This is a genomic window from Collinsella aerofaciens, from assembly GCF_039758815.1.
Lineage (GTDB): Bacteria > Actinomycetota > Coriobacteriia > Coriobacteriales > Coriobacteriaceae > Collinsella > Collinsella aerofaciens_BP.
Map to the genome: position 1 here is coordinate 15,904 of NZ_JBDMSK010000006.1, position 25,285 is coordinate 41,188.

The window sequence follows — 25,285 nt, forward strand, 5'->3', positions numbered from 1 at the left end:
ACGTGAACGAAGAACCTCAAGTCCTCTACTGCGACGCTTGGCTCATGGCCATCGACAAGCCCGCCGGCATGATCGTCCACGGCGACGGCACCGGCGAGCGCACGCTTACCGACTACGCCAGCGACCTGCTGCTGGCCATGGGCGACGGCTTTGCCGCGACTGACATGCAGCCGCTCAACCGTCTGGACCGCAACACCACCGGCGTGGTGCTGTTTTCGCTCGACAAACAGACGCAGCCCGCTTTTGACCAGATGGTGATCGACCACGCCTTCGAAAAGCACTACCTGGCGCTCGCCGAGGGCAAGATCGACTGGAACGAGAAGCTCATCGACATGCCCATCGCCCGCGATCGCCACGATAGCCGCAAGATGCGTGTCGGCGCCAGCGGAAAGCCCTCTCAGACGCGCGTCAAGGTACTCAAGCGTCTTAAGAGTCGCCGTGGCCTGCCCACGCGCTCGTATATCGATGTCGAGTTGCTCACCGGCCGCAAGCACCAAATCCGCGTGCATCTGGCGAGCGAGCGTCATCCCCTGGTTGGCGACGACCTGTACGGAACGCCGCGCCCCTGTGGCCTGATGCTCCACGCCCACAGCGTGTCCTTTACGCATCCCGTAACCGGCGAGCACATCCACATCGAAGCCCCCTGCCCCTGGGAGCCCTAAACCACCAAAATGGGGACAGGCACCTTCGCGGTGGTTTTGGCCTTAGCCCGTCCCCTGCTGCTAGACCGTGATGACGTTGTCCATTGCCCGGTACTTGGCGGGGACCTCGCCTGCGGTAATAATCGTTGCGTCGCGGAAGTCCGCGAACTTGACGGGCGCCACCATGCCAAATTTACTGGCGTCCGAGATTACGAAGCGTTTGGCGGTATGGCGCATCGAGATACGCTTGACCTGTGCTTCCTCGATATCCGGTGTGGTGAGACCTTGCTCGGCCGCGATGCCGTTGGATCCCCAAAAGCCGCAGTTGAAGTTATAGCGGTCCAGGGTTGCCAAGGCATCGGGGCCAACGAGCGCCTCGGTCTCGGGTTTGAGCTCGCCGCCCAGCACCACGGTACGCATGCCGCGCAAAGCAAGGTGCTGAGCATGGAGCACGGAATCGGTCACATAGGTGACGCCGTCGAGACGCGGAAGATGCTCGATGAGCTTGAGGGTCGTTGAGCCCGAATCGATATACACAAAGCTATCGGGCTCCACCAGGGCCGCGGCACGAGCACAGATGCGCTCCTTGTCATCGTTATGGAGATCACTGCGTTCGCTGATCGTCAAGTCGCGCGTCACGTGCGCGCGCTCCAGACTCGTCGCACCTCCGTGCACCTTGGCGATACGGTGCGCGCGGTCGAGCGTTTGCAAGTCACGGCGAATGGTGGACGGTGTCACGCCCAGGGCCTCGGCAAGTTCCGGCACGGTAACCGAGCCGGCCTGCTGCACCATCGACACGATCGCATTGAGCCTATCTTCCGCAAGCATCGCTTACTCCTCCTCGGGGTAGACGACTCCCCAATCGGCGCGGAGCTTGGTCATGAGCTCCATCACATCAGAAGCATAATCCAGAAGCTCACGCTTGGAATCGTCGCCGGCGACAGCCTGCTCCAGGTCGGCCATCTCGTAGCACAGAGCGTATGCCTCGGTGCCAGCGTGGACCTCCTCACGGTGACCGTCTGCAGTCCACACGATGGTCGCGTGATCGGCACGCGGATAATCGTTGACCTCGATATAGCACTTGTCGAAGCTAATGACCGAACGCTTGGGCTGCTTGGAGTGGAGCGTAAGGCTCACCACGCCCAGCTGCTGTTCGGCATTACGGCAGACGATGCCGCCCGCAACGTCAACACCGGTCTCGCAGGTGTTGCCCAGCGAAACGACCTCAGCGGGCTGGCTTGCCATAAAGAGACGCATGACGGACAGGGCATACACGCCAATATCGAGCATGGCACCGCCAGCAAGGTTGCGGTTGTAGAAGCGATTGGTCAGATCGCCGTACTCCTTATAGCTACCAAAGTTGAGCTGAGCAAGGTTCATACGGCCAAAGTCGCCCGCATCCATGCGACGGCGCAGCTCCTGATACAGCGGCATGTGGAGCACCGTGGTGGCATCCATAAGAACCACGTTGTGCTCGTCGGCGATGGCACGGGCCTCGTCAAGCTCGGCGGAATTGAGGGTAATGGCCTTCTCGCAGAGCACGTGCTTGCCGGCGGCCAGCGCAGCACGCAGATAGGTGATATGCGTGTTGTGCGGCGTGGTGATATAGACGGCGTCGATGTCCGGATCGGCGTAGAGGTCCTCGACCGTCTCGTACACCTTCTCGACGCCATACTGCTCGGCAAAAGCCTGAGCCTTGGTGAGCGTGCGGTTGGCAACGCCCGTAAGCTTGCGGCCGGCCAGGGCAAGGGACTGAGCCATCTGGTTCGCGATAACACCGCACCCGATCACTGCCCAACGAAGCTCGGGAGCCGTAAAGATGTCGTTTGGGAACGGCTGATTCTGGACCGAGGCAAACGCCGCCTTTGCGGCTGCCTCGGCGTCGAGCGGAGCCTGTTTGGAATCTGCCATGATGTGCCTCCTGAGTCATCGGAAGTCCTTCATTTCTAACAACCCTATAGTCGCACAATTGCGCGCGTATCTGCTCGTGTTTGCGTATTTATTTGCTTATCGGTCATTATTTAGCCATAGTTGGCAGATGCTTGCGCAGTTATGCGCATTGTCGCGCAAAACTATGCGCATGAATGCGCATGCGACGATCCTTGTGAAGCATAAAGAGGCGGAACACCAAAGCCCTAAAGAACAGAGTAGGCCGTGATACTCCACCCCTCTGAGGGCATCAGACATCAAAGGACCGTCCCAAACTGCCGGCAAAAAGGGAACGTCCCTATGTGCCGGCACCTAGAGACAGTCCCTATGTGCCGCTTTCGTTGAAGCCTATCCCAGATGACCAGATAAACAAATCTAAAGACAGTCCCCATCGACTGGTCGTTTAAGAACGTCCCCAACGACTACTCATTTAAGTCTGTCCCCAATGAGTAGGGATAGAAAAAGGCCCGGGTGCCGTGGGGCATCCGGGCCTTTGCTAGCAACTTGATGTTGCGGGCAGCTTAGAACTTGTGGCCGCACTTCTTGCAGACGCGCAGCTTGTTCTTGCCGTCCTTCTCGTGACCGACGCGGGTAACCTTACCGCACTCGGGGCAAACGAGATTGACGTTGGAGGCGTCGATGGGAGCCTCCTGCGAAACGATGCCGCCCTGTTGGTTGGCAGCGTTGGGCTTGACGGCCTTCTTGACGACCGAAACGCCCTCGACAACGACCTTGTTCTCGGCGGGGAGAGCACGCAGGACAACGCCCTGCTTGCCGCGATCCTTACCAGAGAGAACCTGGACCTTATCGCCCTTCTTGATATACATATATCTCCCCTAACTACAGGGTCTCGGGAGCGAGCGAGACGATCTTCATGTACTTCTTGTCACGAAGCTCGCGAGCGACGGGCCCGAAGATACGGGTGCCGACGGGCGAACCATCGTTGTTGATGACAACGCAGGCGTTCTCATCAAAGCGAATGTAGGAGCCATCCTTGCGGCGGATCTCCTTAACGGTGCGAACGACGACGCAACGGACAACGTCCTTCTTCTTGACGTTGGCGCCAGGGGTAGCCTCCTGGACAGCACCGATGAACACATCGCCGATGCCTGCATAACGACGCTTGGAACCGCCAAGCACCTTGATGCAGCGAATCTTGCGAGCGCCGGAGTTGTCGGCGACGTTCAGCATGGTTTGCATCTGAATCATGGTAGATGTTCCTCCGAACTAAGAACCGAAGAGAGGTGCGCAGCCTTTATACGGCCCGTGGTATGCAAGCCAGGCATACGCACATCTTCGGAAACGTACAAGTCGTAAGAGCGACTGCTTATTTAGCGCGCTCGACGACCTCGATGAGGCGCCAACGCTTCATCTTGGACATAGGACGGGTCTCCATAACGCGGACGGTATCGCCCACGCCAGCCGTGCACTCCTCGTCGTGAGCGTGCAGCTTCTTGGAGCTGGTCATCATCTTGCCGTACTTGGGGTGACGCTTGCGCTCGGTGATGGTGACAACAATGGTCTTGGCACCGGAGACGGAGGTAACGACACCCGTACGGACCTTACGCGAGTTACGCGAATCAGTCATGTTCTCTCCTTAGGTCCTACTCGGCGACAGCGGACTTCTCCGCTGCGATCTCGCGGGCGCGCTGCTCCGTGAGGACGCGAGCGATGTCCTTCTTCACGGTGTTGACGCGAGCGGTGTTGTCCAGCTGGCTGGTGGCCATCTGGAAACGAAGGTTAAAGAGCTCGGCGCGCATTTCCTTCAGCTTCTCAACGAGCTGAGCGTCCGAGAGCTCACGAATCTCTGCGGGCTTCATTAGTTCTCCTCCTTGGCGGCGGCGGCGTCCTCAGCAGCCCACTTGGCCTCGAGAGCGGCCTCCTCAGCCATCTCCTTCTCGATGCGCTGCTCAGCGTTCTTGGCAGCAACAATCTTGGTCTTGATGGGAAGCTTGTGCTGTGCAAGACGCAGAGCCTCGCGAGCGACCTCCTCGGGCACGCCCTTGACCTCGAACATGATGCGGCCGGGCTTGACGACGGCCACCCACTCCTCGGGGTTACCCTTACCAGAACCCATGCGAGTCTCGGCAGGCTTCTTGGTGATGGGCTTATCGGGGAAGATCGTGATGTAGACACGACCGCCACGCTTCATGTAGCGGGTCATGGCAATACGAGCGGCCTCGATCTGACGGTTGGTGATCCAATGGGCCTCGAGAGCCTGGATACCAAACTCGCCGAAATGCAGCTCGGTATTACCCTTGGCCTGGCCCTTCATGGAGCCACGCTGCACCTTGCGGTGAAGAATACGCTTAGGGGCAAGCACTACTGACCCCTCCTCTCGGAGTTACGACGACGAGGACGGGAAGAGCCCTCGAGTGCAGGGTTGGGAACAGGCTGGCCCGGGAGCTTCTCGCCCAGGTAGATCCAGACCTTCACGCCGCAAGCGCCCATGGTGGTGCTGGCGACAGCCGTGCCGTAGTCGATCTTGGCACGGAGGGTGTGCAGAGGCACGCGACCCTCGCGGTACCACTCACGACGGCCCATCTCGGCGCCGCCGAGACGACCGGAGCACTGGATACGGATGCCCTTAGCGCCGGCCTTGCGGGCGGACTGGACAGCCTTGCGCATAGCGCGACGGAAGGCAACGCGGCCCTCGAGCTGCTCGGCGATAGACTGAGCAACGAGGTTGGCGTCGAGCTCGGGGCGCTTGATCTCGACAACGTCGACGGAGAGCTGGCCCTTGGAGACGCCAGCGACCTTCTCGAGCTCGGTGCGGAGGGTATCGATCTCGGCACCCTTCTTACCGATGACAACGCCGGGGCGAGCGGTGAGGATGATGACCTTCACCTTGTCGCCAGCGCGCTCGATCTCGACGCGGGAGACAGCTGCGCGGGAAAGACGCTTCTCGAGGTACTTGCGGATCTCGAGATCGTTACCGAGGGTCTTAGCGTAATCCTTCTCTGCGAACCAGCGGGAGCGCCAGTTCTCGGTAATGCCAAGACGGAAGCCGGTGGGGTAGACTTTCTGACCCATACAGCTTTACGCCTCCTTTCGAGGAGCAACGACGACGGTGATGTGGGAAGTACGCTTCAGAATGCGAGAAGCGGAACCCTTGGCGCGGGGACGGATGCGCTTAAGCGTCGGACCCTCGTCAACATAGGCAGCGGCGACAACCAGGTTGTCGGCACGCAGACCGTTGTTGTTCTCGGCGTTCGCAACGGCGGAACGGAGAACCTTCTCGACATCCACGGCGACGGCGCGGTCGCAGAAGTGGAGGATGTCGAAGGCCTGAGCGACAGGCTTGCGGCGGATCAGATCGACCACCAGGCGGGCCTTGCTGGGGGAAACACGCACGTACTTAGCGACGGCGCGAACCTCGGTGGCCTCAGTTTCAATAGACTTAGTTGCCATTTACGGTTAACCCCCTATTTGGCCTTGTGGCCACGGAACGTACGAGTCGGCGCGAACTCGCCGAGCTTGTGACCAACCATGGACTCGGTAACATACACGGGCACATGCTTGCGGCCGTCGTGGACGGCGATGGTGTGACCAACCATCTCGGGGAAGATGGTGGACGCGCGGGACCAGGTCTTCACGACGTCCTTCTTGCCAGCCTCGTTCATCGCGGTGATACGCGAGAGAAGGCGAGTCTCCACGAACGGGCCCTTTTTGAGACTTCTGCTCATAAGTGCTTTCTCCTAAAACTCGGTATCCGAAATTACTTCTTACGGCGACGAATGATGTGCTGGTTCGAGACCTTCTTCTTCTTGCGCGTACGAAGGCCCTTCGTCGGCTTACCCCAGGGGGTAACGGAGGGACGACCAGAGGTGTGGTTCTTGCCCTCGCCACCGCCGTGCGGGTGGTCGACAGGGTTCATGACGGTACCGCGGACGGTCGGGCGCACGTTCATGTGACGCTTACGGCCGGCCTTGCCGATGACGATGTTGGAGTGATCGGCGTTGCCGACCTCACCGACGGTGGCGCGGCAGGTAACGAGGATGCGGCGCATCTCGGAGGAAGGCATACGGACGATAGCGTACTTGCCCTCCTTACCCATCAGCTGGCAGGAGTTACCGGCGGAACGGGCGATAGCAGCGCCCTTGCCCGGCTGGAACTCGACGGCGTGGATGAGCGTACCGACGGGGATGTCGGCGAGGGGCAGAGCGTTGCCCGGCTTGATGTCGGCGTCAGAACCGGACATGATGGTCTGACCGACCTCGAGGCCCTTGGGGGCCAGGATGTAGCGCTTCTCACCGTCAGCGTAGTGCAGCAGAGCGATGCGAGCGGAACGGTTCGGATCGTACTCGATCGTGGCAACCTTGGCGGGCACGCCGTCCTTGTTGCGCTTGAAGTCGATCACGCGGTAACGACGCTTCACGCCGCCGCCCTGGTGGCGGGTGGTGATGCGGCCGTTGTTGTTACGACCGGCCTTCTTGGGCAGGGGCTCGAGAAGAGACTTCTCGGGCTTGGTGCAGGTGATCTCGGAGAAGTCGGAGATCGTCTGCCAACGCCTACCAGCGGAGGTCGGCTTAAGGTGCTTTACAGCCATTACAATCCCTTTCAATAGGAATCCGTTAGCCATCGCAGACAGGGATTCGAGGTTCTGCCTCGGGTGCGATGACACCGGACGTATACACGGTTCCGGGCGTGTCCATTTTATACGCCCAAAACCTTGAGCTCTCGCCTCCCCTTTTTGGGAGGCATGAGCTCACTCAACAGCAGCGAGTCTTAGGCCTGGTTGCCAAAGACCTCGATGGTGTCGCCCTCGGCCAGCGTGACGATGGCCTTCTTCCAAGAACGGGTCTTGCCGGCGACATAGCGCACACGCTTGGTCTTGGGCTTGACCGTCAGGGTGTTCACGCGAACGACCTTGACGCCGAAGATCTCCTCGACAGCGTCCTTGATCTGATACTTGTTAGCATCCTTGGCGACCTCGAACGTGTACTTGTTCAGCTCCATGCCGGAGAAGGAACGCTCGGACACGATCGGACGGATGATGATCTCGTGGGCGGTCATTTATGCAAGCACCTCCCCGAAGTGAGCGGCGATGTCGGCGGGCATCAGCACGGCGTTGTTGTTGACGAGATCGTAGGTGTTGGCCTCGTCAGCGGTGATGATGAACGTCTTGGGAATGTTGCGGAACGACAGGTAGGCGTTGACGTCCTCATCGCGAACGATGATGGTCAGACGCTTGCCCTCAAGGCCGAGAGCCTTGAGCATGGCGACGGCAGCCTTGGTGGAAGGCTTCTCGAAGCCGTAGTCGTCGACGAGCACGAGCTCGCCATCGGCCAGCTTGGCGGACAGCGCGGAGCGCATAGCCAGCTTGACCTCCTTGTTGTTCATACGCTTAGCGTAGGAACGGGGCTTGGGGGCGAAGACAACGCCACCGTGACGCCACTGGGCAGCACGAATGGAACCCTGACGGGCACGGCCGGTGCCCTTCTGACGCCAAGGCTTCTTGCCGCCACCGGAAACCTCAGAGCGGCCCTTAGCGGACTGGGTGCCCTGACGCCAAGAGGCCATCTGGCACTTGACGATGTGGTGCATAACGTGGATGTTCGGCTCGATGCCGTACACCTCAGCGGCGAGCTCGGCCTCGGCGACCTTCTTGCCCTCGCTGTTCTTTACTTCAAACTTTGCCATTTAAGTGTTCTCCTTGGTATGACGCTGGGCTAAATGGGCTGGGCCCTTAGGCCATACGGATGGCGACGAGACCATTCTTGGCACCCGGGACAGCGCCCTTGACCAAGATGAGGTTCTGCTCGGCATCGATGCGGACAACGGAAAGGTTCTTGACGGTAACGCGCTCGTTACCCATGTGACCGGCCATCTTGACGCCCTTGAGGACGCGCGCAGGATAGGCGCACTGACCGATAGAACCGGGGTGACGCTGGAAGTGAGAACCATGCGTCATAGGACCGCGGCGCTGACCCCAGCGCTTGATGCGACCCTGGAAGCCCTTACCCTTGGAGGTACCGATGACGTCGACCTTCTCGACATCAGCGAAATCAGCGACGGTGACGACCTCGCCGACCTTGTGCTCCTCGCCGTTCTCGACGCGGACCTCACGAAGGAAGCGGACAGGCTCGACGCCAGCCTTGGCGAAGTGACCAGCCATGGGCTTGTTCACGTTCTTGGCCTTGATGTCGCCGAAACCGATCTGGACGGCGTCATAGCCGTCGGTTGCCTGAGTTTTAACCTGCGAGACAGCGCAGGGGCCAGCCTGGATGACCGTGACGGGAACGACGTTGTCGTCCTCGTCCCAAACCTGGGTCATGCCAATCTTGCGGCCGAGAATCATGCTGATCAAGATATGATCCCAACTCTCGCGTGGTCTTGGGACAATGCGTACACCACCGAGCGTACGCCCCTAGAGGACCACTACTTACACGACGTGCTCCCCAGCCTTGTATTTCGCCCGGACTACCTGACAACCCTATTAAGCAGGCATTTTGTCCAGCCAGAATACTCCCCTGGTTTCACACAGCTGTTTAGTATACACGGCTGCGGGCGTATCCATCGAGATTCATATTTCACTCACATTGTTTACGCAGGTAAAGTGCGTGGCACGTTCCCAGTGTGCGGCGGAGGGGGCGGGCCTGAGACATATTAAGGTTGCTGCTCTACAGTCCTGCTCACGACGGAGAGCACATTAAGTGCTCTCCTGTTCGTGCGGAACTCGCGACAACCTTAATATGTCTCAGGCCCGCCCCCTCCGCCGCACACTGGGAACGCCACGTTGATGTCTGCTTAACTCTGCTCGCTCAGACTAATGACTTTGTTGGGGGTCCACTATTTGCTGGAGGGTGAACTTACATTGATGAGGCTCGCCTTCTGCTTGTGGCTTTGCCTCATCGAAATCGAAAATCATGATGGCGCAGTTGGGGAGTTTTGCTGGGAGCTCGAAGCCCTCTGGGGCTGCAGCCTTGATGAATTGGCGGCTGGCGCTGCCGTGGCTTACTGCTAGGAGGGTTTCGATATCCTCGGCGCCCATGATATTGGTGAAGGTGTCTACCATGCGCTCCTGCAGGGCATGGCTTCCTTCTCCGCCAAATGGAATCAGGTCCTCGACGGGGTCCCAGACGTCGGTGGGCAGGGCGTCGTGGGGGCCTTCTTCGAAGGTGCCGTAGCTGCGCTCGATGATGCCTTCGCAGGGCTCGACTGCTGCATCCGGACCGAGGAGTTCGCATGCGACGAGACTTGCCGTGTCCATGGCTCGGCCTAAGGGTGATGAGACCACTTTGTCGGGGACGACGCCGTGGGCTTTGAGCCATGCGGCTGCCATCCCGGCTTGCTGACGGCCTAAGTCGGTGAGCGGTGAATCGCAGCGGCCCTGGACCAGCTTTTTGACGTTGAACTCCGTCTGACCGTGGCGGAGTAGATACAGCTTCTTCATGCTCTCCCCTTCTGCATAACCTGCTTTGCCGGCATAGCCTTACTCGTGGGTATGCCCTACGTAGTCTTCGTCGATCGTAATCTTGGCAATCGACTTGGGATATTCCGATTCGACCCGTTGTGTCAGCGCGTGCTTTACGTCTTCGGCACTCATCTGCAGATCCGAGGGACGCACGCAGTCAAAGATCACGTTGGTGTGCGTAGGACCCGGCACGCAGCGCAGGTCATGAATCGAGAGGCGGCTATCGATCTGTTGGGCCATGGCGTTAATGCGTAAACGCATGCTCGCCACCTTGGGATCGTCGGTCACGATGGGGTCGTAATGGAGCGTGACAATCATGCCGTCTTCGTCCCTAAACGCCTGCTCGATGTTATCGAGCGTGTCGTGACTTTCCAGCGGGCTGGCCTCGGCTGCCATCTCGGCGTGAGCGCTTGCGAACTTCCTGCCCGGGCCGTAGTCGTGAACCATCAGATCGTGAACGCCCAAAACGCCGGGGTAGCTCATGATCTTGCTGCGGATATGCTCGACGAGCTTAGGATCGGGCGTCTGGCCCAAAAGCGGGCTCACCGTATCTTGGATAAGCTCAAAGCCGCTCCAGCCAATATAGGCGCCAACGGCAAGGCCGACCCACGCGTCAAGATTGATGTGCGTCACCTGCGAAACAATTGCGCACGCCAGCACGGCGCCCGTGGCAAGGACATCGTTCTTGGAATCTTGCGCGGTCGCATGCAGCGTCTCGGACTCAATGCGATCGCCGAGCTTTTGGTTGAGGGCCGCCATCCAGAGCTTTACGACCATCGAAAGCACTAGAACTGCCACCAGGGCAAGCGAGAACTCGACAGGTTCGGGGTGGATGACGCGCTCAACCGAGGACTTCACCAGCTCAACGCCAATCAGCAGCACGAGCGCCGCCACGACCAATCCCGAGAGATACTCGTAGCGACCGTGGCCGTAAGGATGCTCGGGGTCGGCCGGCTTGCTCGCCAGCTTAAAGCCCAGCACGCTCACGATATTCGAACTGGCATCGGACAGGTTGTTCATGGCATCCGCCACAATCGAAACCGATCCCGAAACCACACCGATTGCGCCCTTCGCAGCACAAAGTGCCACATTGGCGACAATACACACCATGCCCGCTAACGTGCCCACACGCGCACGATCGCCCTGTGCGCGCTTAACAATCCACTCGACCATCTGCATCCGCCCCCACGGTACTACTTATATATCTATTGCTCAAACGGATTGTAGTGTAGCCACTTTATCCCCCAGATACAAAAAGGCCGCAGCCCACACGGGCCACGGCCTTGGAATGTAGCAAAGGAATAGTGCTTGTGTCGCACAGGTTTAAGCGCTTACTTCAGCAGCGCTCGCCACTGTTTCGGGCGAATCGGCTCCGTCCCCCGTCGCCTGCCCCTTCGCCGGAACCACGCCAAAGCAGTAGCTCAGCACCGCAGACGCCGCAAATGCTGTGCCGCCGGCAACGCAGCACCACAGCAGGTTCGAGATGCCGCCCGTGGCAAAGCCAATGACCATGAGGACATTCGTCATGCCGATGGTATAGGCCGTAACGTGGCCCACGGCCGCAACAAGGCCTCCGACGGCACCGCCAATGGCCATGCACGTCAGGCACCTGCCATATTTAAAGCCGCAACCGTACAGCGCCGGCTCGCTTACGCCGCCAAGAACACCCGAGATTGAATAGCCCAGCATGAGCGCCTTCTCGTCCTTATCCGCAACGCGAAGCGACGCGCCAAAAGGCATGCCCCAAACGGCAAACGTTGCCATCGTCGCGGCGATCAGGATGCACGAATCCGTTCCCACGCTCATAAACTGCGCGTAGGCGAGCGATAGGACGACGTTGCTGACGCCCGCGATCTTAAGGAACTCCCAGCCCGCGGCAAGCCCCATGAGCGTGAGCAACGACACGATGCCACCGGAATTGCCAAGCATAAACATAAGCTGGCCCAACAGCATGCCCAGATAGCTGCCCGCCGGTGCCGTAACACACAGCGAAACCGGAACCATGACAAGCATGGTCGCAAACGGAACGAACGAAAACGCCACGGCCTTAGGGATAACGCGCCGAAAGAAACACTCCACTCGCCATAGCACGGGCACCGAGATGAGAACCGGAATATCAGTCGTCGTGTAATCGTTGACCGGCGCGGGAAGCAGACCATACACGGAAGTCATCGATGCCCCCGTCGTCGATGCGGCATCGACGAGCTTAAGCAGATCGGGCGCAATCAATACGCCGCCCAGCATCATGCCCAGCTGCTCCGAGCAACCGAGCTGGCGGGCGGCCGCCCAACCAAGATAAATGGGCAAAAAGTAGTAACCGGCGTTATAGAGCCAACTGTAGAACAGGCGATAGATTTCGGAATCGGCAGACCATAGGCCCAGCATGCCTTCGCCCATAATGACGGCGACGGTGCGGAACAACGCCGCGCAGACAATAAACGGCAACGCCGACATCATGCTTTTGGACAGATAGTCCACCACGGCCATGGCGTTTGATGAGACCGTCGTTGTAAACGAGGTGTTAGAAACTTGTGACACAGGAACCCTTTCCCAATGTGACATGCGGACTGTCCCTTTGTCACATCGTGCGATACTGACCGATTGCGCGGTACTTTTCGTAGCGGAGGTTTGTGAGGGTCGCGTCGTCGAGCCGCCCAAGCGTATCGAAGGCATCAAATGCCGAGGACATGACGGCACCGGCGATCTCCCCATGCGACAGGCCCTTATCGTCAACAATGCCGTCGATGATGCCGAGCGCCAGCAGATCGGGGGCCGCGAGCTTAAGCGCCTCGGCGGCCTCATTCGCGCGCTCGGTATCCTTCCACAGGATCGACGCACAGGCCTCGGGGCTCACGACCGAATAGGCCGAGCTCGAGAGCATCAGGATGCGGTCGGCCACGGATAGCGCCAGCGCGCCACCAGAGCCGCCCTCGCCTGTCACCACCGAGACAATCGGCGTCTTAAGGCCGCTCATCTCCATGAGATTCTGGGCAATCGCCTCGCCCTGGCCGCGCTCCTCGGCACCGATGCCGCAAAACGCGCCCGAAGTATCGACCAGGCACAGAACCGGTCGACCAAACTTTTCGGCCTGGTGCATAAGGCGACGCGCTTTGCGGTAGCCCTCGGGATGTGCCATACCAAAGTTGCGACGCATGCGCTCTTTGGTCGTGGTGCCGCGCTCGATGGCGATGACCGTTACGGGGCGTCCGTCCTTCCAGCCGATGCCGCCCACCACGGCAGCATCGTCGCCAAAGTAACGGTCGCCGTGCAGCTCCACAAATCCATCCAAGCCCAGTGAGATCATCTCACCCGCCGTGGCGCGATCTGCCGAGCGGGTCTGCTTGACAATCTCGAGTGCGGTTTTTGGCGCCGCTGAGCGCTTAAACAGGTGTCCCAGCTTTTTGCCGCGGCGACCCGTATGCACGATCTCATGCGGTGCCCCCAGGCCGGGCGCATGCCCTTCGTGCAGTGCCAGCAGCTCGCCTACCGTGAGCGCAATCTCGCCACGAGGAACAACGGCATCGCAAAAGCCGTGCTCCAGCAAAAACTCGGAGCGCTGGAATCCCTTGGGCAGACGCTTGTGCATGTTCTGCTCGATCACGCGCGGGCCGGCAAATGCCGTCAGGGCATCGGGCTCGGCCAGGATAATGTCGCCCTCCATGGCGAAGCTCGCGGTTACACCTCCGGTCGTAGGGTCGGTGAGCACCGTGATATACAGACCGCCCGTCTCGCTGTGGCGCCTAACCGCCGCAGAAATCTTGGCCATCTGCATAAGCGAGGTCACGCCCTCTTGCATGCGCGCACCGCCCGAAACGGTAAAGCCGACAACTGGCAATCCCAGCTCGGTCGCACGCTCAAATGCGCGACAGATCTTCTCGCCCACCACTGAGCCCATCGAGCCCATCATAAAGTTGGCGTCCATAAAGAAGAGCGCCGTATCGCAACCGCAGATTTTGCCCCTGCCGCACACAACGGCATCGCGCTCGCCCGAACGCTCGCTCACGCTCTTGAGCTTGTCGGCATAGCCGGGAAACGAGAGGAAGTCCTCCGACGCCAGATTGGCATCCCATTCCTCAAACGTGCCCTCGTCGACCGTCATGCGCATGCGCGCGCGACCGCTCACGCGAAAGTGTTTGCCGCAACGAGGACAGACCTCGAGGTTGTCGTGTAGGCGCGCCTCATCGATCACACGGCGGCACTCCGGGCATTTGATAAACACGTGGCGCGCGGGAAACTCGGCGCACGACTCGGTCATCGGCCCCTCGAGGACGTTGACCGTCTTCGCTTTTCTATTCACCAGCATAGAGATGCCCCATCAGATCGGTGTGATACATGCCCGACAAGAACTCATCGTTTGCCAGCACGTCGAGCTGAAGCTCGCTGTTCTCGCTCACGCCCTCAATCACGAGCTCGCCCAGGGCCGAGCGCATCTTGCGAATGGCGCCGTCGCGCGTGGGCGCACACACGATGAGCTTGCCGAGCATGGAGTCGTAGTACGGAGGAACGTTCGCACCGGTAAACATGGCGGAATCCCAGCGCACGCGCGGACCACCCGGCACACGCAACGCGGTGACCGTTCCGCATGACGGCAGAAAGTCCGGCGTTTCGGCATTGATGCGGCACTCCATGGCGTGGTTGCGGACCGGAACGTCCTCCTGCTCAAAGGGCAGAGACTGGCCGGCTGCCACGCGCAGCTGCCACTTGACCAAGTCGGTATCGGTCACAAACTCCGTAACCGGATGCTCCACCTGCAAGCGCGTGTTCATTTCCATAAAGTAGAAATCGCCGTCGTCCGAATACAGGAACTCGATGGTACCGGCTCCTTCGTAGCCGACGGCACGAGCCAGGTCACGCGCTGCCTTGTGCATGCGAGCACGAATGTCGTCGTGTCCGTCGAGGCACGGCGCGGGGCTCTCCTCGATCAGCTTTTGGTTGCGGCGCTGCACCGAGCACTCGCGCTCGCCGAGCGAAAACACATGGCCCTGCTTATCGGCCATAATCTGCACCTCGACGTGGTGCGCCGGCGCGACGAACTTCTCCATGTAGCACTCGCCGTCGCCAAAAACGGCCTCGCCCTCGGCACGCGCCTCGATGAACGCCTTTGCCGCATCTTCCACGCGCTCGACCTTACGAATGCCGCGACCGCCACCGCCTGCACGCGCCTTAATAAGCACGGGGCAGCCGATGCGCTCGGCCTCGGCCGTTGCCTCCTCGGGGCTTTTGAGCAAATCGCAGCCCGGTACGATGGGCACGCCCGCCGCGGCAGCCGTTCGACGTGCGGCGTCCTTGTCGCCCATGTTGTCGATCACCTCGGCCGAAGGACCGACAAACGCCAGGCCATACTTGTCGCAGTCGCGCACAAAGCTCGCCTTCTCGGAGAAAAAGCCATAGCCGGGATGAATTGCCTTAGCTCCCGACTTTACGGCACAGGTGAGCACGGCATCGTCGTTGAGGTAGCTCTCGGCAAGACGCGGGCCGCCGATGCAATACGCCTCGTCGGCAAGCTGCACGTGCAGTGCGTCCGCATCGGCCGTGGAATAAACGGCGACGGTCTTGATGCCCATATCGCGGCACGCGCGGATAACACGGACCGCGACTTCGCCGCGGTTGGCGATGAGCACTTTGTCGAACATGAAGCCTTCCTTAACTTTCGTGCATGAGTGCAAAAGACATATCGGCGCGGCAGCAAACCTCACCGTTGACGCTCGCAGTACCCGTCGCAAAGCGGAACGGCCCGCGCGCACGCGTGATGGAGCACACCAGATCCACCGTGTCTCCCGGGCGCACCGGACGCTTAAAGCGCACCTTGTCCAGACTCGTGTAGAACGGCGTCGCTCCGCGCGCCTCCTCATCGCCCATCAGCAGCACGCAGCAGTTCTGGGCGAGCATCTCGCATTGGATCACGCCGGGGACCACCGGGTTTCCCGGAAAATGCCCCTGCAAAAAGTACTCGTCGCCCGTAATCGTGATCTTGCCGTGGGCATCGTCGCCCACCAGCTCGGCTTTGTCGAGCAAAAGCATCGGCTCTCGATGCGGCAACAGCTTCTTGAGCTCTTCTTTGTTCATGGATATCACCTATCCGATCCTCATGAGGCAGCTGCCAAACTCTACGAGGTCGCCGTCGGCCACGCAGATCTCGAACACCTCGCCATCCGCCTCTGCCGTCACCTCGTTGAGAACCTTCATGGCCTCGATGATGCAGAGCGTCTCCCCGGCCTTGACCTTGGAGCCCACGTGCACAAACGGCTCGTCGCCCGGCGCCGGGGCAGCATAGAAAACGCCGACCATGGGAGCGGTCACCTCGGTGCCCTTGGGCTCCGGTGCGGCGGCAGGCGCCTGCGCGGCGGGCTCCGGTGCGGCGGCAGGCATGGCGACAGGAGCCACCGCCGGAGCAGTCACGGCACCCGGCATAGGCATGGGCACGGCAACCGGCTGCGCGGCGCTCGCGCGCTCGAGTTCGACCGCGGTGCCATCGGGCTCCTCAACGCGTACGCGCGTGAGGCCGCGGTCCTCCATCACATCGGCTATCTCGGCAAGTCTTTTGGAATCCATGCTCTAGCTCCTCGTATATCTACGCAGCGCGATGGCGGCGTTGTGCCCGCCAAAGCCCAGGTTGGTCGAAAGCGCCCAGGTAAGGTCGGCGCGAACCGCGCGATTGGGCGTGTAGTCAAGATCGCAGGCGGGATCGGGCGTGTGGTAGTTAATGGTCGGGGGCACCACGCCCTGCTCGAGCGCCATGGCACAGGCCATGACCTCGATGGCACCCGTGGCGCCGATCATATGGCCGGTCATCGACTTGGTCGACGAGACGTGCGCGGCGCGCGCTGCATCCTCGCCGAGCGCTCGCTTGATGCCCGCCGTCTCGGACGAATCGTTGAGCTTGGTCGAGGTGCCGTGGGCGTTGATGTAGAGGCCCTCGGAAGGCTTAACGTCGCCCTCGGCCACTGCCAGCGATATCGCACGGGCGATACCTGCCGCATCCGGGTCGGGACTCGTGATGTGGTAGGCGTCATCGGTGTTGCCGTAGCCCACGACCTCGGCGTAAATGTGCGCACCGCGGGCCCGTGCATGTTCCATGCTCTCGAGTACCAGCACGCAGGCGCCCTCGCCCATCACAAAGCCGTCGCGGTCTGCATCGAACGGGCGGCAGGCCGTCGCGGGATCGGGGTTGGTGGTCAATGCACGGCAGGACGTAAAGCCCGCAACGGCATCGGGGATAATGGCGGCCTCGGCGCCGCCCGCGAGGATCGCGTCGGCATAGCCGTGCTTGATGGCGCGGAACGCCTCGCCCACCGCATGGGCAGAAGTCGCGCAAGCGGTCACCACGGGCAGGGTCGGGCCCTTTGCCTTATGGCGAATCGCAATGTTGCCCGAAGCCATGTTGGGAATCATCATCGCAATCATGTAGGGCGATGCGCGACGAGGCCCGCGATCGGCAATCGTGTGGACGTTGTCGACAAGCGTCTGCATGCCGCCCACGCCCGAGCCAACATAGACACCCAGGCGATCGCGATCGACCGCGCCCTCAACATCGAGGCCCGCATCGTGCATGGCCTCATCCGACGCCGCCATCGCAAACTGTACACAGGGGTCGAGATGCTTGGCGTCGTGCTTGCCAAAGTACTCGTTGCCGTCAAAGCCCTTGACCTCGGCCGCCACTTTAACGGCGAACGCATCGGTATCGAAGTGCGTGATCGGGCCGATACCGCACGTGCCGGCGCACATGGCCGCCCAGGTGGCAAGCGCGGTATTGCCGAGCGGCGATACGGCACCGATGCCGGTGATTGCAACTCTCTGTTCCATCATGGTCTCCTCATCCAAGCCGTTGTTCGGCCCTGGTTTCTACATCGCCATTCCGCCGTCGACGCGCACGACCTCGCCCGTAATGCAAGCGGCCGCATCGCTCGCCAAAAAGCGCACCACGCCGGCCACTTCCTCGGGGCGCGCCATGCGCTTAAGGGGAATCTGCTCCTCGGTTGCCGCACGCACCTTCTCCGAGAGCTTTGCCGTCATATCTGTCTCGACAAACCCGGGGGCGACCGCGTTCACTCGTACGCCGCGGGGCGCAAGCTCGCGCGCTACCGCCTTGGTCAGGCCGATAACGCCCGCCTTGGAGGCAGCATAGTTGGCCTGCCCGGCATTGCCCATCAGGCCCACAACCGAGCTCATGTTGACGACGCAACCGCCGCGCTGGCGCATAAAGGTCTTGGTGAGCGCGCGCGTCGTATTGAACGTGCCCTTGAGATTGACATCGAGCACGCGGTCGAAGGCATCGTCGCCCATACGCATGAGCAGGCCGTCGCGCGTGATGCCGGCGTTGTTGACGAGCACCCAAATGGAGCCAAAGTCATTGAGAACCGTCTCCACGCATGTGTTGACGGCATCGGGGTCGGCCACGTCACATTGATATGCGCGCGCCGTGGCGCCTGACGCCTCGCAGGCTTCACACGTCTCGCGCGCCGCGTCGACGCTACCGGCATAAACGACGGCGATATCGTAGCCATCCTTCGCCAGGCCCACGGCACAAGCGCGACCGATGCCGCGCGAGCCGCCCGTGATCAGCGCCACACGACGTGAATCGTCGCGCTCGAGCGCGCCGTTGTTCAAATTGCCCATGTCGTTCCTTTCGGGTTACAGCCCTGTGGGCTATGCGAGCTCGTCGGCAATAGCTGCGACCTGTTCGGCCGTTTCGCACGAATACACGTGAACGTCGCTCAGCGTACGCTTGACCAGGCCCGACAGCGTTTTGCCAGGGCCGACCTCAATAAACGTGTCGATGCCCTGATCCTGCAGAGTGTGCAGCGTGTCGACCCAGCGCACGGCATGGCTCACCTGGTTGGCCAGCACGTCCGATACTGCTCGCGGGTCCGCCGGATAGGGCGCCGCCGTCATGTTTGCCATGACCGGAATCAGCAGCGGAGACGGCGCGTGGCCGGCTTGGATATACGTTGCCAGCCCCTCAGTCGCCTCGGCCATATAGGGGCTATGGAATGCACCCGACACCGCGACCTTCATGGCGCGGCCGCCAGCCTCTTTTACCAGGACGTCGAGGGTCTGCAACTCATCGGGCGCTCCGGCCACAACCGTCTGCTGCGGGCTGTTGTAGTTGACCGGCCAGCAGTCCTCGCCGGCCTGTTTTGCCAGGTCCTCGACTTGCGCCGCATCGAGCTTGATGACGGCGCGCATGCCGCCCGGATGGCGCTCGGCAGCCGCGGCCATCAATGCCGCGCGCTCACACACGAGCTCAAAACCCGCTCGCGTATCGAATGCCCCCGCAAAGGTGAGCGCGGCGACCTCGCCCAGCGAAAATCCCGCACAGGCGGCAGGCGCCACGCCGCGCTCACGCAGGGCGACAGCCGCTGCCAGGTCATGAACGAACACGCACGGCTGCGTGTTCTCGGTCTGCGAGAGCTCCTCCTTGGAGGCGTTCCGGCACTGCTCGCTGGTTCCCGGACGCACCTCGTCGGCAATGGCGAACACCTCGGCAGCCGCCGGCGATGCCTCGATCAGGTCGACGCCCATCGCGGGGTGTTGGGCACCCTGGCCGGCGAACAAAAACGCTACGCTACCCATGTGGACGCACCCTTCAGAACGCGCTCGGCACCATCGACCAGGTCGTCAACGATTTCACGTGCGCTCTGGCGTTCGTTGACCATGCCGGCAATCTGTCCACACAAATACGAACCCTCTTCGTAATTACCGTCCTTTGCGGCTTTACGAAGCGCGCCTGTGCCCATGGCCCCAAGCTCCTCGGCACTTGCGCCCGCCGCCTCGCTTTTGGCGTAGGCATTGGTGAAGGGGCTCTTGAGCGCACGCACCGGATGCCCCGTCGAACGGCCAGTCGCGCGCGTCGAGGTGTCTCCTGCCTTGAGCACCAGCTCTTTGTACTGTTCGGATACGGTGCACTCGTTTGCGACCAGAAAGCGCGTTCCCACCTGGACGCCAGCGGCGCCAAGCATAAAGGCCGCTGCCACGCCGCGACCATCGGCGATACCGCCAGCTGCCACAACGGGGACATCGACCGCGTCGACAACCTGCGGAACGAGCGCCATCGTCGATGTCTCGCCAATATGTCCACCCGATTCGGTGCCTTCGGCAACCACGGCGGTGGCCCCACGACGCGCCACGAGACGCGCCAGCGCCACCGAGGCAACGACCGGGATGACCTTGATGCCGGCGTCGTTCCACGCCTTCATGTACTTGGTGGGATTGCCGGCACCCGTCACGACGACCGGCACCTGCTCGTCAATCACAACCTGCGCGACCTGGTCGGCAAACGGGCTCATAAGCATGACGTTCACACCAAAGGGCTTATCCGTCTTGGTGCGCAGCTCGTGAATCTGATCGCGCAGCCAGTTGGAGTCGGCATTCATGGCCGCGATGATTCCCAACCCGCCGGCCTCGGACACGGCCGATGCCAGCGAGGCATCGGCAATCCAGGCCATGCCGCCCTGGAACACGGGCTTTTCGATGCCGAGCAGCTCGCAGAGAGGAGTCTTGAGCATCTCTACTTCTCCAATGCCGCCTCGACCGTATCGGCGAACTCGCCGACCGTCTTGGGGTTCTCCTCGGTATCGAGCTCGATGCCAAACTCGTCCTCGACGGCGACGAGGATCTCGACGGTGCCCAGGCTGTCGAGGCCAATCTCCTCGAGCGTGGACTCGGGCTTCATCTCGACGTCGTCAAGGCCAGCGGTCTCGCGGATAACGTCGCAAACGCGCTCGAAGGTCTTCTGATCTGCCATGGTAGTTCTCCTTTGTTTGTGCCCTAGGGGCGTTTTTATTTCCTATGTGCGACTACTTCCAGCGAAGTAAATAGCCACCTATATCCAAACCGGCGCCAAATCCAACGAGGGCGATGGTGTCGCCCGCAGTCAGTGCGTCGGTACGTGCCAGCCGGTCAAGCGCAAAGGGAATGCAGGCGCTCGAAATGTTGCCGGTCTCGCGCAGCGTTCGAACCACGCGCTCGTCTGGCACGCCGAGGCGCTTGACCGCCTGACTCAGGATTCGTTCGTTAGCCTGATGGAATACAAAATGATCGATGTCTTCGACCGAAATGCCCGCATCGATCGCAAGCTTATGGACCGTGTCGCAGATGGCGCTGACGCCGAACTTGAACACGCGGCGGCCTTTCATGGACAGCACGCTCTCACTATCTGCGGAGTCCTTAAACGGCGAGGTGCCGATCAGACCGGGAACGCGCAACGTCTCGACGTCGGGCGCCGTCGAAAGCTCGACGGCAAGGGGGCTGTCTCCCCCAGCTTCTATCACTGCAGCACCCGCGCCGTCACCAAAGAGCACGCACGTGGCGCGATCTGTCCAGTCAAGCGCGCGCGTCATCTGCTCGGCAGCAACGACAAGCACATGCTTGGCTCGTCCTCGGGCGATATAGCCCTCGGCGACATCGAGCGCAAATACGAAGCCGGCGCAGGCCGCCGAGACATCGAAGGCAGGGCACGTCGCGCCCAGACGCTCGGCAACGGCACATGCCTCGGCGGGAACGAGATGGTCACCCGTTGTCGTCGAGCAGACGATCAGATCCAGCTGGCTCGCGTCGATTCCGGACACCTGGAGTGCCCGCTCGCTCGCCGCTACGGCAAGGTCGTCAAGTGACTCGGTGGAGCAGACGTGGCGGCCCTTGATACCTGTGCGGGTAAAAATCCACTCATCCGAGGTATCGAGGAACTCAGACAGCTCGTCATTGGAAACACTGCGCTTAGGAAGCGCCGAGCCTGTTCCAAGAATCGTGAAACCCATCACTAACCTCCTTTGAGTTGTTGACGTGTTTACATCGACCAAGAGAGGATAACGCATTTCAGTCGTTGTTGACGTGTTAACATTAAATTGTTCAAATGCGACAAAGGCTTCACATTGTGTCTATCTCTCGACACCATTACGCGATTGCCTTATTACCTTAGGAGGTAGCAGCTGTTATGGATTCTCGTTTAACGGTGGTCAACGTAACCGGATCGACCAACGATGACCTGCTCGAAGCAGGAAAACAGGGAGCGCCGCACGGCACAGGACTTGCCGCCCGGGCTCAGACAGCAGGACGCGGCCGGCGCGGCCACAAGTGGGATTCAACCGCCGGCAACCTATTGCTTTCGATTGTTCTGCGCCCATGCGTTAATCCTGCAAAGTACTCTGGTCTTGCCGCCGTCAGCGGCCTAGCGGTGCTCGAGGCGCTCGAAATGCAGGGCCTTGCAAACGAGATTGACCTCAAATGGCCCAACGATCTGGTCGCGCGAGGGCGCAAGCTCGGCGGCATTCTGGTCGAGGCCGCACGCGATAACGACGGCAAACCTTTCGCCGTCTGCGGCATTGGCGTCAATGTGAACTATGTGCCCTCGGAGGTTCCCGATGGCGGCCTGCCGGCAATCGGTCTCTCGGATCTCAACGAGAACGTTCCCGCCGTCGATGTGTTACTCAAGGAGGTCTATCACACCGTCGTAAACGCTGTGAACGCGTGGGCAGAGCGTCTCCACGCCATGGAAGATAACGCCGGACCACTCGCGCCCGTCCACGGCGAATATGTCGTTCACCTCAATTGGATTGGGGAGCACATTATCGCCCGTTCCCCTGCCGGTGACGAGCTGGCACGCGGCATCTTTAAAACCGTCGATGCCTTTGGTCGCGCGTGTATCGAAACGGAAGGCGGCGTGCGATCCTTCCATTTTGAGGAGGCATCGCTGCGCCCCTTGAGCGAATAGGGCGCCGCAGCCACCTACTCGGCAGCAATACCCGGCAGTCCAAACCATCATTCAAAACAAAAGAGCCCCGCTACCGTAATGGTAGCGGGGCTCTGTAAGCTATGAGCGATATCGCTTAGAGCTTGATGTCGATGTCGACGCCAGCGGGAAGGTCGAGACGCATGAGCGAATCAACGGTGCCCGAGGTGGGGTCGAGGATGTCGATGAGGCGCTTGTGGGTGCGCATCTCGAACTGCTCACGGGAGTCCTTGTTCACGTGCGGCGAGCGGATAACCGTGTACAGGTTGCGCTCGGTGGGCAGGGGGACAGGACCGGAAACGCGAGCGCCGGTCTTCTGAGCGGTCTCAACGATGAGCTTCGCGGACTGATCGACGACCTCGTGATCATAGCCCTTGAGGCGAATGCGGATCTTCTGGGTAGCCAACTTAAACCTCCAAAGAGTGCGAGAGATGTTCTCGCGGATTACGTAACAGGGAGCTCGAACTTAGGCGTTCTTGCTCATGACCTCGTCCACGATGGACTTGGGCGCCGGCTCATAAGAGTCGAACTGCATCGTGTAGGATGCACGGCCCTGGGTCTGGGAGCGAAGGTCGGTAGCGTAACCGAACATCTCGCCCAGCGGCACCTTGGCACGGATGAGCTTGCTGTTCTTGCGATCCTCCATGCCCTCGATCTTGCCGCGGCGACCGGAGAGGTTGCCCATAACGTCGCCCATGTACTGCTCGGGGGTCTCGACCTCGACAGCCATGATCGGCTCGAGCAGCTGCGGATCGGACTTCTTGAGGGCGTCCTTGATAGCCATGGAACCGGCGATCTTGAAGGCGGCCTCGGAGGAGTCGACCTCGTGGTAAGAACCGTCGAACAGGGTGACCTTAACGTCGAGGACCGGGAAGCCGGCGATAACACCGGTGTTCAGGGCCTCCTGGATGCCCTTGTCGATGGACGGGATGTACTCCTTGGGCACGACGCCGCCGACGATAGCGTTGACGAACTCGTAGCCGAAGCCCTCCTCCATCTTCTCGAGCTTGATGACGGCGTGGCCGTACTGACCGCGACCGCCGGACTGACGGACGAACTTGCCCTCAGCCTTCTCGACGTCGTGACCAGCGGTCTCGCGGTAGGCAACCTGGGGCTTACCAACGTTAGCGTCAACCTTGAACTCGCGGAGCAGACGGTCGACGATGATCTCGAGGTGCAGCTCGCCCATGCCGGCGATGATGGTCTGGCCGGTCTCGTGGTTGGTGGACACCTGGAAGGTCGGGTCCTCCTCGGCGAGCTTGGTCAGAGCCAGGGACATCTTGTCCTGCTCGGCCTTGGTCTTGGGCTCGATGGCAACGTCGATAACGGGCTTGGCGAACTCGATCTTCTCGAGGACGATCTCCTTGCCCTCGGCGCACAGGGTGTCACCGGTGGTGGAGTTCTTGAAGCCGACGCAAGCGACGATGTCGCCGGCAGCGGCGTCGTCACGGTCGATACGCTCGGCGGCGTTCATCTCGAGGATGCGGCCGAGGCGCTCACGCTGACCGTTGGAAGCGTTGACCACGTAGGAGCCGGACTCGGCGCGACCGGAGTAAACGCGGACGTAGGTGAGCTTACCGACGAACGGGTCGGTCATGATCTTGAAGACCAGGCCGGAGAAGGGCTCGTCGAAGGAAGGATGACGCTGGATCTCCTCGCCGGTGTCCGGATCGGTACCGGTGACGGCCTCGACGTCGAGCGGGCTGGGCAGGTAGTCGACGACAGCGTCGAGCAGCTCCTGAACGCCCTTGTTCTTGTAGGCGGAGCCCACGAAGACGAGGTTGAGCTCGTTGGCCAGAACGCCCTTGCGCAGAGCAGCCTTGAGCTCCTCGACGGTGAAGTCCTCCTCCATGAGGATCTTCTCCATGAGCTCGTCGTCAAAGCTGGCAGCAGCGTCAAGGAGCTCCTCGCGCTTGGTGGCAGCGATGTCAGCAAACTCAGCCGGGATCTCGTCCATCGGCTCGGGGTAGGTCATGCCCTTGTCGTCGGCCTTGAAGTCCCATGCAGTCATGGTGACCAGGTCGATGACGCCCCAGAAGTTGTCCTCGGCACCCATCGGGACCTGAGCGGCCACGGCGTTAGCGTCGAGACGATCCTTCATGGTCTCGATAGCGTTGAAGAAGTCAGCGCCCACGCGGTCATACTTGTTGATGAAGGCGATGCGGGGGACGTTGAAGGTAGAAGCCTGACGCCAAACGGTCTCAGACTGGGGCTGAACGCCGGCAACGGCGTCGAAGACGGCGACAGCGCCATCGAGGACGCGCAGGCAGCGCTCGACCTCGGCGGTGAAGTCAACGTGGCCCGGGGTGTCGATGATCTGGATGCGGTAGTCGGTACCGTCCTTCTTCCAGAAGCACGTGGTAGCAGCGGAGGTAATGGTTACGCCGCGCTCCTGCTCCTGAACCATCCAGTCCATGGTGGCAGCGCCCTCATGGACCTCACCGATCTTGTGGGTCTTACCGGTGTAGTAAAGAATACGCTCGGTCGTGGTGGTCTTACCGGCATCGATGTGGGCCATGATGCCGATGTTACGGGTATCGGAAAGCTTGTACTTAGGCTTAGCCATGTTAG

General features: G+C 60.9%; 30 protein-coding genes and 1 pseudogene. 2 read left to right on the plus strand and 29 right to left on the minus strand.

Going from position 1 to position 25,285, the window contains the following annotated elements:
* Window positions 1-2: 2 nt before the first annotated feature.
* Entirely contained in the window at window positions 3-662 is a 660-nt protein-coding gene (locus ABHT90_RS04535) for an RluA family pseudouridine synthase (RefSeq protein ID WP_346981767.1), read from the plus strand.
* A 60-nt stretch (window positions 663-722) separates the two neighbouring features.
* Here ABHT90_RS04535 and ABHT90_RS04540 read toward each other — a convergent pair whose 3' ends face one another.
* The 27 genes and pseudogenes from ABHT90_RS04540 to ABHT90_RS04670 all read right to left on the minus strand — a co-directional run bounded on the left by ABHT90_RS04540 (window position 723) and on the right by ABHT90_RS04670 (window position 21,743).
* Window positions 723-1,469: a DeoR/GlpR family DNA-binding transcription regulator gene (locus tag ABHT90_RS04540; protein ID WP_196022160.1), complete on the minus strand. Its 747-nt coding sequence runs from the start codon at window positions 1,467-1,469 to the stop codon at window positions 723-725.
* Between the two features lie 3 nt (window positions 1,470-1,472).
* Complete coding sequence (locus ABHT90_RS04545; RefSeq protein ID WP_346981768.1) at window positions 1,473-2,552, minus strand: Gfo/Idh/MocA family protein; 1,080 nt, start codon at window positions 2,550-2,552, stop codon at window positions 1,473-1,475.
* 539 nt (window positions 2,553-3,091) lie between these two features.
* Complete coding sequence (gene rplX / locus ABHT90_RS04550; RefSeq protein ID WP_006235043.1) at window positions 3,092-3,397, minus strand: 50S ribosomal protein L24; 306 nt, start codon at window positions 3,395-3,397, stop codon at window positions 3,092-3,094.
* A gap of 13 nt (window positions 3,398-3,410) precedes the next feature.
* A complete protein-coding gene (gene rplN / locus ABHT90_RS04555; protein ID WP_006235041.1) occupies window positions 3,411-3,779 on the minus strand; it encodes a 50S ribosomal protein L14 in 369 nt (122 codons plus the stop codon).
* A 118-nt stretch (window positions 3,780-3,897) separates the two neighbouring features.
* Window positions 3,898-4,158 carry a 30S ribosomal protein S17 gene (gene rpsQ / locus ABHT90_RS04560; protein WP_006235040.1) on the minus strand — a complete coding sequence of 87 codons (261 nt, stop codon included), beginning with the start codon at window positions 4,156-4,158 and terminating at the stop codon, window positions 3,898-3,900.
* Window positions 4,159-4,174: 16 nt separating this feature from the next.
* The gene (gene rpmC, locus ABHT90_RS04565; protein ID WP_006235039.1) at window positions 4,175-4,390 is read right to left on the minus strand and encodes a 50S ribosomal protein L29; all 216 of its coding nucleotides are present in this window, start codon (window positions 4,388-4,390) and stop codon (window positions 4,175-4,177) included.
* A gap of 86 nt (window positions 4,391-4,476) precedes the next feature.
* Window positions 4,477-4,893, minus strand: a pseudogene (gene rplP, locus ABHT90_RS04570) (50S ribosomal protein L16); the annotation flags it as partial.
* Window positions 4,893-5,603 carry a 30S ribosomal protein S3 gene (gene rpsC / locus ABHT90_RS04575; protein ID WP_006235037.1) on the minus strand — a complete coding sequence of 237 codons (711 nt, stop codon included), beginning with the start codon at window positions 5,601-5,603 and terminating at the stop codon, window positions 4,893-4,895. The pseudogene rplP and the gene rpsC, both read right to left, overlap by 1 nt.
* 6 nt (window positions 5,604-5,609) lie before the next feature.
* Entirely contained in the window at window positions 5,610-5,981 is a 372-nt protein-coding gene (rplV, locus tag ABHT90_RS04580) for a 50S ribosomal protein L22 (protein WP_006235036.1), read from the minus strand.
* Window positions 5,982-5,995: 14 nt separating this feature from the next.
* Window positions 5,996-6,256, minus strand: coding sequence for a 30S ribosomal protein S19 (gene rpsS, locus ABHT90_RS04585; RefSeq protein ID WP_006235035.1), 261 nt, complete (start codon window positions 6,254-6,256; stop codon window positions 5,996-5,998).
* Between the two features lie 32 nt (window positions 6,257-6,288).
* Entirely contained in the window at window positions 6,289-7,119 is an 831-nt protein-coding gene (gene rplB / locus ABHT90_RS04590; RefSeq protein WP_022094198.1) for a 50S ribosomal protein L2, read from the minus strand.
* A 179-nt stretch (window positions 7,120-7,298) separates the two neighbouring features.
* Window positions 7,299-7,586: a 50S ribosomal protein L23 gene (gene rplW / locus ABHT90_RS04595; protein WP_022094197.1), complete on the minus strand. Its 288-nt coding sequence runs from the start codon at window positions 7,584-7,586 to the stop codon at window positions 7,299-7,301.
* Complete coding sequence (rplD, locus tag ABHT90_RS04600) at window positions 7,587-8,213, minus strand: 50S ribosomal protein L4 (RefSeq protein ID WP_006235032.1); 627 nt, start codon at window positions 8,211-8,213, stop codon at window positions 7,587-7,589. It abuts the gene before it with no gap.
* A 46-nt stretch (window positions 8,214-8,259) separates the two neighbouring features.
* On the minus strand, window positions 8,260-8,880 hold the full coding sequence (gene rplC / locus ABHT90_RS04605) for a 50S ribosomal protein L3 (RefSeq protein ID WP_035137484.1): 621 nt from the start codon (window positions 8,878-8,880) through the stop codon (window positions 8,260-8,262).
* Between the two features lie 459 nt (window positions 8,881-9,339).
* Window positions 9,340-9,966 carry a histidine phosphatase family protein gene (locus ABHT90_RS04610; RefSeq protein ID WP_346981769.1) on the minus strand — a complete coding sequence of 209 codons (627 nt, stop codon included), beginning with the start codon at window positions 9,964-9,966 and terminating at the stop codon, window positions 9,340-9,342.
* 39 nt (window positions 9,967-10,005) lie between these two features.
* Window positions 10,006-11,160, minus strand: a complete 1,155-nt coding sequence (locus ABHT90_RS04615; RefSeq protein WP_346981770.1) for a cation diffusion facilitator family transporter — start codon at window positions 11,158-11,160, stop codon at window positions 10,006-10,008.
* Window positions 11,161-11,310: 150 nt separating this feature from the next.
* Window positions 11,311-12,525 carry a PTS sugar transporter subunit IIC gene (locus tag ABHT90_RS04620; protein ID WP_346981771.1) on the minus strand — a complete coding sequence of 405 codons (1,215 nt, stop codon included), beginning with the start codon at window positions 12,523-12,525 and terminating at the stop codon, window positions 11,311-11,313.
* 40 nt (window positions 12,526-12,565) lie between these two features.
* The gene (gene accD, locus ABHT90_RS04625) at window positions 12,566-14,290 is read right to left on the minus strand and encodes an acetyl-CoA carboxylase, carboxyltransferase subunit beta (RefSeq protein WP_346981772.1); all 1,725 of its coding nucleotides are present in this window, start codon (window positions 14,288-14,290) and stop codon (window positions 12,566-12,568) included.
* Window positions 14,277-15,620 carry an acetyl-CoA carboxylase biotin carboxylase subunit gene (locus ABHT90_RS04630; protein WP_346981773.1) on the minus strand — a complete coding sequence of 448 codons (1,344 nt, stop codon included), beginning with the start codon at window positions 15,618-15,620 and terminating at the stop codon, window positions 14,277-14,279. The genes accD and ABHT90_RS04630 overlap by 14 nt, the downstream gene beginning before the upstream one ends.
* 10 nt (window positions 15,621-15,630) lie before the next feature.
* Complete coding sequence (fabZ, locus tag ABHT90_RS04635; protein ID WP_346981774.1) at window positions 15,631-16,053, minus strand: 3-hydroxyacyl-ACP dehydratase FabZ; 423 nt, start codon at window positions 16,051-16,053, stop codon at window positions 15,631-15,633.
* Between the two features lie 9 nt (window positions 16,054-16,062).
* Window positions 16,063-16,539: an acetyl-CoA carboxylase biotin carboxyl carrier protein gene (accB, locus tag ABHT90_RS04640; protein ID WP_346981775.1), complete on the minus strand. Its 477-nt coding sequence runs from the start codon at window positions 16,537-16,539 to the stop codon at window positions 16,063-16,065.
* Window positions 16,540-16,542: 3 nt separating this feature from the next.
* The gene (gene fabF, locus ABHT90_RS04645) at window positions 16,543-17,790 is read right to left on the minus strand and encodes a beta-ketoacyl-ACP synthase II (RefSeq protein WP_195245970.1); all 1,248 of its coding nucleotides are present in this window, start codon (window positions 17,788-17,790) and stop codon (window positions 16,543-16,545) included.
* 39 nt (window positions 17,791-17,829) lie between these two features.
* A complete protein-coding gene (fabG, locus tag ABHT90_RS04650; protein ID WP_346981776.1) occupies window positions 17,830-18,603 on the minus strand; it encodes a 3-oxoacyl-[acyl-carrier-protein] reductase in 774 nt (257 codons plus the stop codon).
* 30 nt (window positions 18,604-18,633) lie between these two features.
* Window positions 18,634-19,560: an ACP S-malonyltransferase gene (locus ABHT90_RS04655; protein WP_195245968.1), complete on the minus strand. Its 927-nt coding sequence runs from the start codon at window positions 19,558-19,560 to the stop codon at window positions 18,634-18,636.
* On the minus strand, window positions 19,548-20,492 hold the full coding sequence (fabK, locus tag ABHT90_RS04660; protein ID WP_346981777.1) for an enoyl-[acyl-carrier-protein] reductase FabK: 945 nt from the start codon (window positions 20,490-20,492) through the stop codon (window positions 19,548-19,550). The genes ABHT90_RS04655 and fabK overlap by 13 nt, the downstream gene beginning before the upstream one ends.
* 2 nt (window positions 20,493-20,494) lie before the next feature.
* Complete coding sequence (locus ABHT90_RS04665) at window positions 20,495-20,731, minus strand: acyl carrier protein (RefSeq protein ID WP_117639573.1); 237 nt, start codon at window positions 20,729-20,731, stop codon at window positions 20,495-20,497.
* A 52-nt stretch (window positions 20,732-20,783) separates the two neighbouring features.
* Window positions 20,784-21,743: a 3-oxoacyl-ACP synthase III family protein gene (locus tag ABHT90_RS04670; RefSeq protein WP_346981778.1), complete on the minus strand. Its 960-nt coding sequence runs from the start codon at window positions 21,741-21,743 to the stop codon at window positions 20,784-20,786.
* Window positions 21,744-21,919: 176 nt separating this feature from the next.
* Between ABHT90_RS04670 and ABHT90_RS04675 the strand changes: the two genes are divergently transcribed.
* Window positions 21,920-22,696 (plus strand): biotin--[acetyl-CoA-carboxylase] ligase, encoded by a 777-nt coding sequence (locus ABHT90_RS04675; RefSeq protein ID WP_346981779.1) that lies wholly within the window; start codon window positions 21,920-21,922, stop codon window positions 22,694-22,696.
* Window positions 22,697-22,811: 115 nt separating this feature from the next.
* Here ABHT90_RS04675 and rpsJ read toward each other — a convergent pair whose 3' ends face one another.
* Window positions 22,812-23,120 (minus strand): 30S ribosomal protein S10, encoded by a 309-nt coding sequence (gene rpsJ / locus ABHT90_RS04680; protein WP_022094184.1) that lies wholly within the window; start codon window positions 23,118-23,120, stop codon window positions 22,812-22,814.
* A gap of 60 nt (window positions 23,121-23,180) precedes the next feature.
* Window positions 23,181-25,280 carry an elongation factor G gene (gene fusA, locus ABHT90_RS04685; protein WP_316367013.1) on the minus strand — a complete coding sequence of 700 codons (2,100 nt, stop codon included), beginning with the start codon at window positions 25,278-25,280 and terminating at the stop codon, window positions 23,181-23,183.
* Window positions 25,281-25,285: the final 5 nt, after the last annotated feature.

What these genes read in the sequence shown, in the direction of transcription:
- ABHT90_RS04540 (WP_196022160.1), bottom strand. Translation starts at nt 1,469, where the DNA reads ATGCTTGCGGAAGATAGGCTCAATGCGATCGTGTCGATGGTGCAGCAG.
- ABHT90_RS04545 (WP_346981768.1), bottom strand. Translation starts at nt 2,552, where the DNA reads ATGGCAGATTCCAAACAGGCTCCGCTCGACGCCGAGGCAGCCGCAAAG.
- rplX (WP_006235043.1), bottom strand. Translation starts at nt 3,397, where the DNA reads ATGTATATCAAGAAGGGCGATAAGGTCCAGGTTCTCTCTGGTAAGGAT.
- rplN (WP_006235041.1), bottom strand. Translation starts at nt 3,779, where the DNA reads ATGATTCAGATGCAAACCATGCTGAACGTCGCCGACAACTCCGGCGCT.
- rpsQ (WP_006235040.1), bottom strand. Translation starts at nt 4,158, where the DNA reads ATGACTGATTCGCGTAACTCGCGTAAGGTCCGTACGGGTGTCGTTACC.
- rpmC (WP_006235039.1), bottom strand. Translation starts at nt 4,390, where the DNA reads ATGAAGCCCGCAGAGATTCGTGAGCTCTCGGACGCTCAGCTCGTTGAG.
- rpsC (WP_006235037.1), bottom strand. Translation starts at nt 5,603, where the DNA reads ATGGGTCAGAAAGTCTACCCCACCGGCTTCCGTCTTGGCATTACCGAG.
- rplV (WP_006235036.1), bottom strand. Translation starts at nt 5,981, where the DNA reads ATGGCAACTAAGTCTATTGAAACTGAGGCCACCGAGGTTCGCGCCGTC.
- rpsS (WP_006235035.1), bottom strand. Translation starts at nt 6,256, where the DNA reads ATGAGCAGAAGTCTCAAAAAGGGCCCGTTCGTGGAGACTCGCCTTCTC.
- rplB (WP_022094198.1), bottom strand. Translation starts at nt 7,119, where the DNA reads ATGGCTGTAAAGCACCTTAAGCCGACCTCCGCTGGTAGGCGTTGGCAG.
- rplW (WP_022094197.1), bottom strand. Translation starts at nt 7,586, where the DNA reads ATGACCGCCCACGAGATCATCATCCGTCCGATCGTGTCCGAGCGTTCC.
- rplD (WP_006235032.1), bottom strand. Translation starts at nt 8,213, where the DNA reads ATGGCAAAGTTTGAAGTAAAGAACAGCGAGGGCAAGAAGGTCGCCGAG.
- ABHT90_RS04610 (WP_346981769.1), bottom strand. Translation starts at nt 9,966, where the DNA reads ATGAAGAAGCTGTATCTACTCCGCCACGGTCAGACGGAGTTCAACGTC.
- ABHT90_RS04615 (WP_346981770.1), bottom strand. Translation starts at nt 11,160, where the DNA reads ATGGTCGAGTGGATTGTTAAGCGCGCACAGGGCGATCGTGCGCGTGTG.
- accD (WP_346981772.1), bottom strand. Translation starts at nt 14,290, where the DNA reads ATGCTGGTGAATAGAAAAGCGAAGACGGTCAACGTCCTCGAGGGGCCG.
- ABHT90_RS04630 (WP_346981773.1), bottom strand. Translation starts at nt 15,620, where the DNA reads ATGTTCGACAAAGTGCTCATCGCCAACCGCGGCGAAGTCGCGGTCCGT.
- fabZ (WP_346981774.1), bottom strand. Translation starts at nt 16,053, where the DNA reads ATGAACAAAGAAGAGCTCAAGAAGCTGTTGCCGCATCGAGAGCCGATG.
- accB (WP_346981775.1), bottom strand. Translation starts at nt 16,539, where the DNA reads ATGGATTCCAAAAGACTTGCCGAGATAGCCGATGTGATGGAGGACCGC.
- fabF (WP_195245970.1), bottom strand. Translation starts at nt 17,790, where the DNA reads ATGGAACAGAGAGTTGCAATCACCGGCATCGGTGCCGTATCGCCGCTC.
- fabG (WP_346981776.1), bottom strand. Translation starts at nt 18,603, where the DNA reads ATGGGCAATTTGAACAACGGCGCGCTCGAGCGCGACGATTCACGTCGT.
- ABHT90_RS04655 (WP_195245968.1), bottom strand. Translation starts at nt 19,560, where the DNA reads ATGGGTAGCGTAGCGTTTTTGTTCGCCGGCCAGGGTGCCCAACACCCC.
- fabK (WP_346981777.1), bottom strand. Translation starts at nt 20,492, where the DNA reads ATGCTCAAGACTCCTCTCTGCGAGCTGCTCGGCATCGAAAAGCCCGTG.
- ABHT90_RS04665 (WP_117639573.1), bottom strand. Translation starts at nt 20,731, where the DNA reads ATGGCAGATCAGAAGACCTTCGAGCGCGTTTGCGACGTTATCCGCGAG.
- ABHT90_RS04670 (WP_346981778.1), bottom strand. Translation starts at nt 21,743, where the DNA reads ATGGGTTTCACGATTCTTGGAACAGGCTCGGCGCTTCCTAAGCGCAGT.
- ABHT90_RS04675 (WP_346981779.1), top strand. Translation starts at nt 21,920, where the DNA reads ATGGATTCTCGTTTAACGGTGGTCAACGTAACCGGATCGACCAACGAT.
- fusA (WP_316367013.1), bottom strand. Translation starts at nt 25,280, where the DNA reads ATGGCTAAGCCTAAGTACAAGCTTTCCGATACCCGTAACATCGGCATC.